Source organism: Rhodococcus sp. (in: high G+C Gram-positive bacteria) (assembly GCF_049591685.1).
Lineage (GTDB): Bacteria > Actinomycetota > Actinomycetes > Mycobacteriales > Mycobacteriaceae > Rhodococcoides.
In genome coordinates this window covers 1-12,673 of record NZ_JBAWFH010000321.1, presented here as the reverse complement: position 1 = coordinate 12,673, position 12,673 = coordinate 1, and the positions used below count along the sequence as shown (strand labels likewise).

General features: G+C 65.8%; 11 protein-coding genes. 6 read left to right on the top strand and 5 right to left on the bottom strand.

Features of this window, described 5'->3' with window-relative positions; all coding sequences use genetic code 11:
* Positions 1-142 precede the first annotated feature (142 nt).
* Together WBQ44_RS13395 and trmB are read right to left on the bottom strand one after the other, a co-directional pair.
* Positions 143-847 carry an NYN domain-containing protein gene (locus tag WBQ44_RS13395; protein WP_495567171.1) on the bottom strand — a complete coding sequence of 235 codons (705 nt, stop codon included), beginning with the start codon at positions 845-847 and terminating at the stop codon, positions 143-145.
* Positions 844-1,602: a tRNA (guanosine(46)-N7)-methyltransferase TrmB gene (gene trmB / locus WBQ44_RS13390; protein WP_495567170.1), complete on the bottom strand. Its 759-nt coding sequence runs from the start codon at positions 1,600-1,602 to the stop codon at positions 844-846. Before trmB ends, WBQ44_RS13395 begins: the two co-directional genes overlap by 4 nt.
* 181 nt (positions 1,603-1,783) lie before the next feature.
* Here trmB and WBQ44_RS13385 point away from each other — a divergent pair, with 181 nt between their 5' ends.
* The 5 genes from WBQ44_RS13385 (at position 1,784) to WBQ44_RS13365 (ending at position 8,104) form a co-directional block, all read left to right on the top strand.
* Positions 1,784-2,842: a hypothetical protein gene (locus WBQ44_RS13385; RefSeq protein ID WP_495567169.1), complete on the top strand. Its 1,059-nt coding sequence runs from the start codon at positions 1,784-1,786 to the stop codon at positions 2,840-2,842.
* Positions 2,839-4,335, top strand: a complete 1,497-nt coding sequence (locus tag WBQ44_RS13380; RefSeq protein WP_495567168.1) for a hypothetical protein — start codon at positions 2,839-2,841, stop codon at positions 4,333-4,335. Before WBQ44_RS13385 ends, WBQ44_RS13380 begins: the two co-directional genes overlap by 4 nt.
* Before the next feature lie 39 nt (positions 4,336-4,374).
* The gene (locus WBQ44_RS13375; protein ID WP_495567167.1) at positions 4,375-4,683 is read left to right on the top strand and encodes a DUF6802 family protein; all 309 of its coding nucleotides are present in this window, start codon (positions 4,375-4,377) and stop codon (positions 4,681-4,683) included.
* A 308-nt stretch (positions 4,684-4,991) separates the two neighbouring features.
* The gene (locus WBQ44_RS13370; RefSeq protein WP_495567166.1) at positions 4,992-6,824 is read left to right on the top strand and encodes a phosphoenolpyruvate carboxykinase (GTP); all 1,833 of its coding nucleotides are present in this window, start codon (positions 4,992-4,994) and stop codon (positions 6,822-6,824) included.
* A gap of 137 nt (positions 6,825-6,961) precedes the next feature.
* Entirely contained in the window at positions 6,962-8,104 is a 1,143-nt protein-coding gene (locus tag WBQ44_RS13365; RefSeq protein WP_495567165.1) for an esterase-like activity of phytase family protein, read from the top strand.
* A 9-nt stretch (positions 8,105-8,113) separates the two neighbouring features.
* On the opposite strand, the gene WBQ44_RS13360 is transcribed toward WBQ44_RS13365, so the two are convergent.
* The 3 genes from WBQ44_RS13360 to WBQ44_RS13350 all read right to left on the bottom strand — a co-directional run bounded on the left by WBQ44_RS13360 (position 8,114) and on the right by WBQ44_RS13350 (position 11,390).
* The gene (locus tag WBQ44_RS13360; RefSeq protein WP_495567164.1) at positions 8,114-9,568 is read right to left on the bottom strand and encodes an aldehyde dehydrogenase; all 1,455 of its coding nucleotides are present in this window, start codon (positions 9,566-9,568) and stop codon (positions 8,114-8,116) included.
* Between the two features lie 72 nt (positions 9,569-9,640).
* Entirely contained in the window at positions 9,641-10,537 is an 897-nt protein-coding gene (locus WBQ44_RS13355; RefSeq protein ID WP_495567163.1) for an ROK family protein, read from the bottom strand.
* Positions 10,538-10,604: 67 nt separating this feature from the next.
* Entirely contained in the window at positions 10,605-11,390 is a 786-nt protein-coding gene (locus WBQ44_RS13350; RefSeq protein ID WP_495567162.1) for a class I SAM-dependent methyltransferase, read from the bottom strand.
* Positions 11,391-11,498: 108 nt separating this feature from the next.
* Between WBQ44_RS13350 and WBQ44_RS13345 the strand changes: the two genes are divergently transcribed.
* Positions 11,499-12,673 (top strand): glycosyltransferase family 4 protein (locus WBQ44_RS13345; RefSeq protein WP_495567172.1); only part of this gene is annotated, 1,175 nt, incomplete at its 3' end.

The following is a 12,673-nucleotide window of genomic DNA, read 5'->3' as shown; positions in this document are numbered from 1 at the left end:
GAGCCGGGATCGTCCCAGCCGCTTTGGCTCAGATGGTCGTTCAGATCGAGTCCGTACGCTGCGAAGCCCAGAAGGGCGGCCACCATGACGCCGATGACCGTGAACCGCAAGCGGTAGACGAGATCTCCCCATCTGGCGAACACTACGAAACTCCTTGACGCCCGACGAGCAGGGCGGACAGTGGACGGAACGGCTGCAGCCACGCGCCCTCGTCCGGCAGCGAGTCGAGGCTCACCCGCGGCAGAGGCTCACGGAAGACACCGGGGATGTCCTCGAGGTCGAGAAACTCCAATGCCTCCGACGTGACCGCCCAACTCGCGTGCTCACGGAAACCGAGCACTTGAACGGACACGCCTGTTGCGGCGATGCTCTCCAACGGCTCACGGAAAGCCTGGCCGTCCGCGGACGCGACCATGACGCCTGCAAGCCCACCGTCTCGGTTGCGCAGAGCGATGTGGTCGAGCATGTCGGCGTCGACATCGCTGTCTTCGTCGACCTTCGGCTTGGCGAACACCGCGAAACCCACGTTACGCAAAGCCTCGACCCAGGGGCGAACCACATCGGCGCTGCCCGGAGCAATGTTGGTGAACACGGTTGCCTCGGCTTCGAGGGTTGCGGTGCCGTTGACGGACAGCTCCGCAGTGCGCTGAAGCAGCCATCGGCCCAGCGCATCGAAACGAGGGCGGTACGCAGCCGTCGGACGCCCACCGAGAATCGCGCCGAGTCCCATGTCGAGATTCGGCGCATCCCAGACGAGCAGCACGCGCTTGCTGTGTCGAGAATCACCCGTGTCGGTGACGGAGGGAGCCGCGATCGCCGTGTCCGAAAGATCGTCGTTGAAGCTCATTGTGGACTCTTCCCCCATATCAACTCCGTCACCGAACTGCCGACCAACTGGGCCTTGCCCTCGAACTTGGTGACAGGCCGCTCGTGTGTCATCGGAGATTCCCAGTCGAGAACGGACAGCGCGGGCTCTGCGTTCCCCGCTTCGGCGATCCACTCCGCGTATTCGGCGTGGTCGGTCGCCACGTGCAGCACGCCGCCCGGCTTCAGGCGGTCTGCGATCATCGCGAACGTCGGGCCCTGCAGGAGTCTGCGCTTGTGGTGCCGCACCTTGGGCCACGGGTCCGGGAAGAACACGCGCACACCCGTGAGGGACTCCGAGGTGAGCATGTTCTCGAGCACGTCCATGGCATCGCCGCGAAGCAACCGAATATTGCCGATCTCTTCGCGCTCGATCTGCTGCAGCGTCTGCGCCAGGCCGGGGCGGTACACCTCGACGGCCATAAGGTTGACGTGCGGTTCGGCCTTCGCCATGGCGGTCGTCGCGGTGCCGGTGCCGGATCCGATCTCGAGGATCGTCGGCGCCTGCCGTCCGAACCAGCCGTCGACATCGATCTTGTTGTCGGCGACGTCGCGGCCGATCCGCGGCCACAGGGCGTCCCATGTCTGCTGCTGTGCGTCCGTCAGAGCGCCTCGCCTCGACCGGAAACTGGTTACGCGGGGGTACAGCCGAGAACCGCGGCCGGTGGGCTGGTCGGTCCCCGATTCGAGGTCGTGGGTGGTGCTCCGTGCGTCGTTCACTCGACCATTGTCGCGCATCGAAGGAGTCTGTGACAGGTGGGTCTCGAGTTGAAGTTGAGACTTGTGGTGTCAGTGCAGGCCAGCGGCTCGAGAATCACGCGTTCTGTCGGGGCCGTGTGCCAGTATTACTCATCGCGACGGGTGGGGACCGGTCGCGCAAGGGGATGGCACGCCAGCGTGCCGGCGGGGGGATATGAACGTGACCATGCCCGGATCGATGTCCGAGAGCCATCTGCGTGCGCTCGCCGGCCGTGATCCACTGTCCGCAGACGACGTCGCGCGTGCCGTCGACCGGTGTTTCGCCCCGATCCGAGTGCAGGTGTCAGGGCGATCGGGTGTCGGCAAGTCGACGGTGCGCGCAGTGCTCGACGCCTCGGGCGCGTTGCTCGATGGCTCGGTCGCGTTGCTCGATGGCTCGGTCGCATTGTCGGGCGACCGAATGAGCGTCGTCGAGACCGCGCCCATGGACGTACCCGGCTCGCTCGACCCGGTGCTCGACGGCGATGTCCTCGTGCACGTCATGGGAGGCGGGCCCCAGCAGGCGGATCTCGACGTGGTCTGTGCGGCAACCGAGGTGGTGGCGGTGTTGGCCAAGGCCGACACCCTCGACGACGAGGACGCGGCGGCCCGGGCTCTCTCGCTGACAGTCGGAGTCCCGGTGTATCCCCTGATGGGCACCATCGCTGCCGCGCTTGCCCGCGACCAGCCCGAGACCTTCGCATCACTCCGACCGATCGCAGCGCAGATCCTGCCCGAGATGTTGCTGACGCCCGACAGGTTCCTGAGCGCTGAACTGCCGATTCCGCGGGAAGAGCGAGCGGTGCTGTCGGAGCAGATCGAACTACACGGCGTGCGCGTCGTCACCCGAGCTCTGACGGCAGACCCGGGGATCGACGACGCTGCGCTTCGGTCGTTGCTGGCGGACGAGAGCGGGGCGGACGCCGTCGTTGCTGCCGTCCGCCGGGCGATCGACGGCGTCATGACGGACAGGCAGGGTCGGTTGCTGCACGAACTCACCGCGGTGTGCGCGCGACACCCCCTCACCACCGAAGAGCTCGAGGGCTACCTCGCCTCCGACGAAGTAGTCGTGATCGCCATGCGCAGTGGTCTCCGCGCATTGGGTGAAGCGGAGGAAGCCGACCCCACTCCGGCTACCGTCCGCACGTGGCGTGCCCGGTCGACGTCCGCCCGAGATCCCGGGGAGGCCCGCGCAGCTCTCGCCGTGGCTCGCGGCTACCTGAGGTCGGTCATCCGATGATCGACGTACCCGCCGACATGGACAGCGTCGTCAGGCGCTGGTTCCCGCAGGGCATCGACATCGTGTCCGCTGCACGTAGTAGCCACCCGGCGGGCGTGTTCGTCACCGGAAACTCAGGCTCGGGCGTCGGAACCGTCATGGCCGAACTGGACGCGCTGGCCGGAGCTTCGCTGCCGCGTGCCGCCGACGCCGAGGCCGCCGCGGTGGTGCTGTTCGTGCACGATGCGTCGGGTCCGCTCGGGCGCCGAGCGCTCGCGGACCTCACACCCCTCCTCGACTCCACGACGGTCGGGTTGCTCGTCAACAAGATCGACGTCCATCGCCAATGGCGTGAGGTGTGCCGCGCGGTGTCCGCATCCGTCGACCAGCTCGTGCCGCGCTGCGTCGACCTCCGTGTACTACCAACGGCCGCGAAACTGGCGGAGCGGGCACGGATCGCCGTCGACCCCGCGGTGCGCGCCGCACTGCGCGACGATTCGGGGCTGGCGGACGTGCTGCGATTCGTCGCCGAGGCTCTGGAAACACCCGTTCACGTGACGAGGGAACAAAAGTACGACGCGGCCGTCCGCGCCGCTGCAGCGGGTGCTCGCCGAGCCATAGTGGCGAAGGCGCGTGACGTCACCAGCGCGTCGTCGACGGCTGTGCTGCGCGCCGAACGCGCACGACTGGTCGACGTCCGAGACCGGTTCAAGGCCGAGAGGGCCGCGACGCTGCGCAGTCGGTTGCAGATGGCCAGGTCGGAGGCAATGCGCGATATCGGCGACGCCGTGCGCGCCTACACGATGGCCGCACGAGAAAGCGTCGACAACACCACTGCGTCGCAGTCACGGCATCTGCCCGAATACCTCGTCGAACAACTCCGGCTGACCGCGTCGACCGTCCACACCGGGCTCGGTGCGCGGCTGCGCGCAATCGACGACGAGCTCGAACTGTCGACCGAACTCCCGAGCGGGCCGGATCCGGTCGTCACGCACGCCGCCCCCACGGCGAGGTCGCGCGGCATGGAAGACAAGGTCACGGTATTCGTCGGCGCATCGGCGGGAGTCGGGCTGGGCCGCATCGCAGTGTCGCCGTTGACGATGGTTCCCGCACTCGACATTGCGGTGCTGCCGATCTCGCTGGTCCTCGGGGCACTGTGCGCGTGGTGGTTGGTGCGGTCGAGAAGGCTGGTGGCCGACCGGGCGCACCTTCGCACCTGGGTCGCCGACGTAACCGTTGCAGCCAAGGCCTCCTTCGAACACGCTGCGCTCGCTCGATTGGTCCAGGCCGAGGCTGAGTTCACCTCAGCCGTGCACGAGACGTCCCGGGCGGCCGTCGGCGCCGCGGAGTCGGACCTGAGCCGCGTCGAAGCAGAACTGCGCGAGATAGCGGACACGCGGGTGGCGGTTCTTGCCGCGTGCGATCGGGATCTGACGACCCTCGATCGGGGCCTCGAAAAATTCGGATCGCATCGCCGGGAACCGCAGACGGCTGCGCCGCGTCCGACTGGGTGAGCGGCATCCGTCGCGGTGCCAACGTGAAGGAGTAAGGCCGTGGACTTCAGCGATGCATTTCTCGATCGGCTCGACGCGCCCGAAGCTTCCGCGCTCGACGACGGTGTCGGGCGGAACGGGGTGGAGTTGTTCGATTCCGACGGCGACGGCTACTCCGAGATCCGCGTCTCGCACACGGACGCGGGAGTGACTGTCGCACGTGACCGAGACATGGACGGGGTGATCGATACGTTCACTTCGGTCGGGCGTGGCGGGCATTACGAAACATGGGAAATTTTTCGCGCTGCGAACGGTTCTGCGAGTTGGCAGGAAACGTCCGACGGGGAGGTTTTCGACGGAAATGGTTGATGTCCGAACAGGGAATACCGGCTGCTCGGAGGCTCTGAACCCGTACTTTCGCACTACTGAATCGTTCTTGTGACCAATCGGACAACACCCCGGTGCCGTAATGACGACATGCGGCGTTAACCTGAGACCAGGACACCCGGCGCCCGTGTCCTCTTTCTTGACGTCACCGTTATGATGCGGTATAGGCAGATCGAGTGATCGGGCAGCTCCCCACCGAGAGGGGAGGGTCAGGTCTGCATCGCTTCGCTGTACTGCCCACCAGCGAAGCGACGAGAGATTCTGGTTCCGGCTCACCCCAGGAGAGTTAGATGACCTCAGCGACCATTCCCGGTTTGAACGGCACTGACGCCGCACCTCCCACCCAGCACAAGGAACTCCTTGCGTGGGTACAGCAGGTGGCAGAACTCACCGAGCCGGATCGCGTGGTCTTTGCTGACGGCTCCGACGAAGAATGGGAGCGGCTCACCACGCAACTGGTGAACGCAGGCACCTTCACTCGGCTCAACGACGAGAAGAAGCCCAACTCGTTCCTCGGCAACTCGGACCCGTCCGACGTCGCGCGCGTCGAATCGCGCACCTACATCTGTTCCAAGCGTGAGATCGACGCGGGCCCCACCAACAATTGGATGGATCCGTCCGAGATGCGCGGTCTGATGACCGACCTCTACCGCGGATGTATGCGCGGACGCACCATGTACGTCGTTCCGTTCTGCATGGGCCCCCTGGGCGCCGACGATCCCAAGCTCGGCGTCGAGATCACCGACTCGGAATACGTCGTCGTCTCCATGCGCGTCATGACCCGTATGGGCGCGGCCGTCCTGGACAAGCTCGGTACCGACGGATTCTTCGTCAAGGCACTGCACTCCCTCGGCGCCCCGCTCGACAAGGGCCAGAAGGACGTGCCGTGGCCCTGCAACGAGACCAAGTACATCACCCACTACCCCGAAGATCGCGAGATCTGGAGCTTCGGTTCGGGCTACGGCGGCAATGCGCTGCTCGGCAAGAAGTGCTACTCGCTGCGTATCGCCTCGGCGATGGCGCACGACGAGGGCTGGCTCGCAGAGCACATGCTGATCCTCAAGCTCATCTCGCCCGAGGACAAGGCCTACTACATCGCAGCCGCGTTCCCGTCGGCATGTGGCAAGACCAACCTCGCGATGATTCAGCCGACCATTCCGGGTTGGCGCGCCGAGACCATCGGTGACGACATCGCCTGGATGCGCTTCGGCGACGACGGTCGGCTGTACGCCGTCAACCCCGAGTTCGGCTTCTTCGGTGTCGCACCCGGTACCAACTGGGACTCCAACCCGAACGCGATGAAGACCATCGACCAGGGCAACTCGGTGTTCACCAACGTCGGTCTGACCGACGACGGCGACGTGTGGTGGGAGGGCCTCGAAGGCCGCCCCGATCACCTCATCGACTGGAAGGGCAACGACTGGACGCCCGATTCCGACGAGAAGGCCGCACACCCGAACTCGCGCTACTGCGTGCCGATGGCCCAGTGCCCGTCGATGGCCGCCGAATGGGACGACCCGAAGGGCGTGCCGATCTCCGCGATCCTCTTCGGTGGTCGACGCAAGACGACTGTGCCGCTGGTGACGGAGGCCCGCGACTGGCAGCACGGCGTCTTCATGGGCGCCACCGTTGGCTCGGAGCAGACCGCAGCAGCCGAGGGAACCGTCGGAGCCATCCGCCGCGACCCGATGGCAATGCTGCCGTTCCTCGGCTACAACGTCGGTGACTACTTCCAACACTGGATCGACCTCGGCAAGAACGCCGATGAGTCCAAGCTTCCGAAGGTGTTCTACGTCAACTGGTTCCGCCGCGGCGAGGACAAGCGCTTCCTGTGGCCAGGATTCGGCGAGAACTCCCGCGTCCTCAAGTGGATCGTGGAGCGCATCGAGCACAAGGCTGCCGGCGTCGAAACGCCCATCGGTGTGGTGCCGACGGCCGAGGCTCTCGACATCGAGGGACTCGACATCACCACCGCGGACGTCGCAGAGGCACTAAACGTCGACGTCGACGAATGGAAGGCGGAGGTTCCGCTGATCGAGGAGTGGTTCGACTTCGTCGGCGAGAAGCTCCCGTCCGGAATCAAGGACGAGTTCGACGCGCTCAAGCAGCGACTGGGCGCGTAACCCACCAGGTACTCGCCGGACCCGCATTACTCGAGCCGCCCGTGTCGTGAAAACGGCGCGGGCGGCTTCGTCGTGGCAGAGGTAAAACTTGGATAGGCGTACAGAATTCGTTCATTTCGACCTCCTACCGTCGGCGCATGCGTCGAACTCTGCTGCCCGTCCTGTCCGCCGTACTCGTGGTAGGTGCGTGCTCGACTGCCGAGGGTTCCGCTCCACAGTCCGAAACCGGTTCGAATGTCAGCTCGCTGACGTATGTCGACTCGATCACGGTCCCCGATGCAACGAGCCCGTTCGGTGTGCCGTTCGGCGGTATCTCAGGAATCGACCGCAGCGAAGAGACTGGACGGTATCTGGCGACGAGCGACGACCGGTCCGAAAAGGGGCCCGCTCGCTTCTACGAACTCGAACTGGTACTCGACGATGCGGGGCACTTCACCTCCACGACGCCGAACGTCACCGCCATGACGGTGTACAAGGATCCGCAGGGTATCCCATTTGCGCCGAAGGGCGTCGATCCGGAGTCGATCCGCCGGGTGCCGGGGAGCGCCGACGTGCTCGTCAGCAGTGAGGGCGACGCGTCGAACATGTTGTCGCCGTTCGTCGCTCGGTTCGCGCCCGACGGTTCGCACATCCGTGACTACCCGTTGCCGGTGGCCTACGTCCCGGACGCCAGTGTATTAAGGGGCGTCCGCAACAACTTGGCGCTCGAGGGGTTGACGGTGACTGCCGACGGCAGCACGATCACCGCGCTGACGGAGAACGCGCTGGTTCAAGACGGGGACGCCGCGACGACCGATGCCGTCAGTCGTTCTCGGGCAGTGGTATTCGACTCCGCATCGGCTGGTGTAGAAGCGGAGTTTGTCTACGAGGTCGACCCGATCGGCGGACCGTACCCGGACGTGGTCGACCCCGCGACCGCATACACGCTGAAGGCCGATCGCGGCGCGTCAGAACTACTCGCAATCGACGACACCGACTACCTGGTCGTCGAACGCGGACTCATCCCGGGTAGCGGCAACACCGTGCAGGTCTATCGCGCCTCGACCGTCGGCGCGACGAATGTTGCGGGCAAGGAATCACTCGATGGCAGCGAAGCTCCGATGACCAAGGCCTTGCTGTTCGATTTCGCTGTGACAGGCGAGAACCCGGACAACGTCGAAGGTATCTCGTGGGGACCGACGCTGGCCGACGGAACCCGAACGGTGATGCTGTGCGCCGACGACAACTTCAACGCCGCGGGCGGTCAGCACACCATGTTTCACGTCCTCGTCGTCGAATGAGGCCGCGCCTCAGGCGGGGGCGTCCGTGTAGCCCGGAGGCATCAGGACCGACTTGAGCTCGCAGTACGCGTCGAGACCTTCGGGGCCGCTTTCTCGTCCTATTCCGGAGTTCTTGTAACCGCCGAAGGGTGAGCCGGGGTCGAACGCATACCAATTGATGGCGTATGTCCCCGTTCGGATTTGAGATGCGACCTCGAGTCCGTGTGCGATGTCGGTGGTCCACACGGATCCGGCGAGACCGTAGTCGGAATCGTTGGCGATTTTGATGGCTTCGTCCTCGGAGTCGTACGGGATGACGGCGAGCACGGGGCCGAAGATTTCCTCTCGCGCGATGGTCATGGAGTTGTCGACGTCGGCGAAAATGGTGGGTTCGACGTACCAGCCGTCCAGGCCTTCGGGTCGCCCGCCGCCGACCACGAGTCGTGCGCCCTCGTCCTTGCCCGTTGCGATATAGTCCTCGACGCGGGTTCGCTGCTTCTCCGAGATGAGCGGACCGAGTTGTGTCGCAGGGTCTTTCGGGTCACCGACCTGCATCCAGCCGATGCCCGTGACCATTGCATCGATGATTTCGTCGTAGCGAGATCGCGGCGCCAGGATGCGCGACTGCGCCACGCATGCCTGCCCGCTGTTCATCAACCCCGAAATCAACAGCATGGGCATCGTCGACGCGATGTCCATGTCCTCGAGGAGGATGGCGGCGGATTTGCCGCCTAGCTCGAGCGAGCAGCGTTTGAGCTGCTGCGCCGCGATGGTCCCGATGGTGCGCCCGACGGTCGTGCTCCCGGTGAAGGTCACCTTGTCGACCAGGGGGTGGGAGACGAGGTATTCACCGGTGTCGGCTCCGCCGGGTAGTACCGATAGAACGCCCTCGGGAATGCCGGCGTCGGTGAAGATGTCGGCGAGCAGGTTGGCGCCGAGCGGCGTTTCGGGTGCGGGTTTGAGCAGTACCGAACAGCCGGCGAGCAGCGCGGGAGCGAGCTTGTTGACGGCGAGGAACAGTGGAACGTTCCAGGCGATGACGGCGGCGACGACTCCGACCGGTTCCCGGGTGACCTTGCTCTGCCCGAACGCGCCGTGCCGCGTTTCCTCCCATGGGAATGCCTCGGCCAGCTGTGTGCAGTATTCGAGCACCGCAAGCGCGGGCGTCTGCTGCAGCATTCCGACCATGGAATGCGGAGCGCCCATCTCGTCCGAGATCACCTCGGTCAGTTCGGCGCTGCGTTCTGTGATCAGTGCGGCGACGCGGGCGAGAACCTGTGCTCGTTCGACGGGTGAGGTTCGAGCCCATGGTCCGGATTCGAACGCAGTTCGCGCTGCAGCCGCGGCAGCGTCGATGTCGGCGGGCGCCGCGACGGGAGTGGCTCCCACGCGGGCGCGAGTGGCGGGTGAGAAGACCTCGAGCGTCTCCTCGGTCGACGGCGCAGTCCAGTGCCCGCCGATGAACAGCTTGTCGAAGTCGGTCATGAAACGAGACTAGAACACGTTACAGAAATAGGGAAGATCCACCCGTGCGCACTTAGTGCTGCGGAAGCAGCATTAAGTGCGCACGGGCAGGGAAGCCGCGAGCACCGCCGCACCCGTCAACGTCCCGACGCCGCCGAGCTTGGCGGGAACGATCTGTAGGCCGTCCAGGAACTTCAACCTCGCATGCAGGGCAGCGGACTCTTGAATGGGATCCCACAGGGGCGGTCCAGCCTGAGCGAAACCACCGCCGATGACAACCAGGTTCACATCGACCAGCGCCGCAGCCGACGCGATCGCCTGCCCGAGCGCAACACCTGCGCGCTGCAGAGTCGTCACGGCCACGACGTCGCCCTCACTCGCAGACTGCGCCAGTTCAGCTCCCGTAGTCCCCTTCCACCCCTGCTCCTGGGCCCACCGCACGGCCGACGGTCCACTCGACACCGTCTCCACGCAGCCCAGACCGCCGCATGTGCAGGGCGTCGTCGACCCAGGTACGACAATGTGGCCGATATGGCCGGCGTTGCCGCTGCGTCCGGTGACGATCCGGCCACCGAGCACGAGCCCGCCGCCGATGCCCGTCGACACCACGAGGCTCAGGACGTCGTCGACGCCCATGGCCGCGCCGAACTTGTGCTCACCGAGCGCCGCGCATCCGCCGTCCATGGCCAGTTCGGTGGATGCGGTGGGAAACTGCGCAGTAACGGCATCGACCAGTCCGAAACCGTCCTTCCACTCCGGGATGTTGATGGGTGCGACGACGCCGCGCACGGTGTCCACGGGCCCCGCGCAGGCAATTCCGATGCGATCCACATCGCTGCCGACGACCACTGCGTCGAGCAGTTCCGAACATGCTTCCCATACGTTCGCCTGCGGCGTCGCGACGGCCAGTGCTTCTCCGGGCATGCCGTCCTCGTCGACGACGGCCGCGGTCATCTTCGTTCCCCCGATGTCTAATGCCAGCGCTGTCATCGTTCCAACGTACCGACAGGAGTGGAGCCTGCGGAATGACCAGTGAGGCAGGAGTGGAGCCTGGGCGTCAGTGTGCGCGGAAGACCAGGACGAGGTTGCTGGCGAGGAGTTCGCGTAGAACGGGTATGCGGATGAGCCACCAGGCCCAGCGCGGATGGTATCGAGGGAAGGCGGCGAGTAACTGCCCGCTTCCGGTGGTGCGGGCCCAGCGGAAGCCGTCGCTTGCACCGATGTCGAACAGTGATTTGCCGAAGCGGTTCTTCGGTTCGCGGCCGTGGGTTCGGCGGTAGCGGCGGGCTGCGTATTCGCCGCCGAGGTAGTGCCAGGGTCTGGTTTCGTGTCCGCCGAAGGGGCCCCACCACAGGGTGTACGACAGGACCATCAGTCCGCCGGGTTTGGTGACGCGGAGCATTTCCTCGGCCATGGTCCAGGGTTCGCGGACGTGTTCGGCGACGTTGGAGGAGAAGCAGATGTCGACGCTGTCGTCGCGGAAGGGTAGGGCCATGCCGGATCCGCGGACGCTGCCGTGGACGTCGAGTCCGGCGGCGTGCATTTCGGAGGCGTCCGGTTCGACGGGAATGTACCGGGCTCCGCTTGCGAGAAACACCTCGGCGAAGTAGCCGGGCCCGCCGCCGACGTCGAGGACGACTCGGCCGTCGAGCCCGTCGCCGGTGAGCCCGGAGTAGAGGTCGCCGATGAGTTCGACCGAGTCGCGGGCGAGGGCTCCATAGAAAATGTCGGGTGCGCTCTGCTCGTGCCCGAAGTCGCGGAGGAGGCTCACCGATCTCCGCAGTGTGGCGCGTCGGGAGAACTGTCGGGTGACGGCCGCAGGCCCCCCTTTGTCTGTGCGCACGAGGAAGAAGCGTAGGCGAGCGACGATGTCGTGCCCTCCCGGGGCCGGGCGACCCGCTAGGGTGTCGGGAAGTTCATGTTCCTGTGCCGTGAAATGGGGTCCGAAGTCGTGCGCGAGGTGCTGTTGCTCTGCTGGCGCGATACGGGCCATCCGCAGGGCGGTGGGAGTGAGCGTTACCTGGAGCAGGTGGGTGCCGGGTTGGCTGCTCGGGGTGTGAAGGTGACGCTGCGGACGGCGTCGTATCCGGGGGCTCCGGCCCAGGAGACAATCGACGGTATCCGCATTGTTCGTGCGGGTGGCCGGCTCAGTGTCTACCCGCGTGCGCTGGCGGCGATCGTCGCCGGACGGTTGGGTTTGGGGTCGCTGCGTGGCATCAGGCCGGACGCGGTGATCGACACGCAGAACGGCATTCCCTTCTTCTCGAAACTGGTGTCCGGTGCGCCGGTGACTTTGCTGGTTCATCACTGTCACCGCGAACAGTGGCCGGTGGCGGGGCCGTTGATGGCCAAGCTCGGGTGGTGGCTCGAGAGTGCGGTGTCGCCGCGGGTGCATCGTCGCAGCCAGTATTTGACGGTGTCGCTCCCGTCGGCGGACGAATTGGTGGCCCTCGGCGTCGCTCGCGAGCGGGTGGCCGTGGTCCGCAACGGCGCCGATTCGGTGCCCGACACCGTCTCGATCGGCGGTGGAGACACCCGGACGCCGTATCCGTCGCTGTCCGTCCTGTCCCGGCTGGTTCCGCACAAGCAGATCGAGGACGCGCTCGCTGCCGTCGCCGCGCTGCGTTTCCGCGTACCCGGGCTGCACCTCGACATCATCGGCGGTGGGTGGTGGGAAGAAAACCTCCGTCGACGTGCCGCTGAACTGGGCATGGACAGTGCCGTCACGTTCCACGGTCACGTGGACGAGGCCCGCAAGCACGAACTGCTCGGACGGTCCTGGGTCCACGTCATGCCCTCGCGCAAGGAGGGATGGGGACTCGCCGTCATCGAAGCTGCTCAGCACGGGGTTCCCACCGTCGGCTATCGCAGTTCGAAGGGACTTACGGACTCCGTCATCGACGGGGTCACCGGTGTGCTCGTCGGCGGGGACGGTGCAGACCGCGATGTCTCCGCCCTGACCGAAGCCGTCGGAGAACTGCTGCTCGACCCCGAGGTGCGGTCCGATCTGGGCGAGAAGGCCCGCGTCCGAGCGCGCGAGTTCTCCTGGGCGCAGACCGCGCAGGGCGTCCACACCGTGCTCGCCGCCTCGGTAGCGGGTACGCACGTCTCAGGCCTCGTGTCGTC

Bases quoted from the DNA above. Each gene is read 5' to 3' on its own strand.
- WBQ44_RS13365 (WP_495567165.1), top strand. From the start codon at position 6,962: ATGCGTCGAACTCTGCTGCCCGTCCTGTCCGCCGTACTCGTGGTAGGT.
- WBQ44_RS13370 (WP_495567166.1), top strand. From the start codon at position 4,992: ATGACCTCAGCGACCATTCCCGGTTTGAACGGCACTGACGCCGCACCT.
- WBQ44_RS13380 (WP_495567168.1), top strand. From the start codon at position 2,839: ATGATCGACGTACCCGCCGACATGGACAGCGTCGTCAGGCGCTGGTTC.
- WBQ44_RS13360 (WP_495567164.1), bottom strand. From the start codon at position 9,568: ATGACCGACTTCGACAAGCTGTTCATCGGCGGGCACTGGACTGCGCCG.
- WBQ44_RS13355 (WP_495567163.1), bottom strand. From the start codon at position 10,537: ATGACAGCGCTGGCATTAGACATCGGGGGAACGAAGATGACCGCGGCC.
- WBQ44_RS13395 (WP_495567171.1), bottom strand. From the start codon at position 847: ATGAGCTTCAACGACGATCTTTCGGACACGGCGATCGCGGCTCCCTCC.
- trmB (WP_495567170.1), bottom strand. From the start codon at position 1,602: ATGCGCGACAATGGTCGAGTGAACGACGCACGGAGCACCACCCACGAC.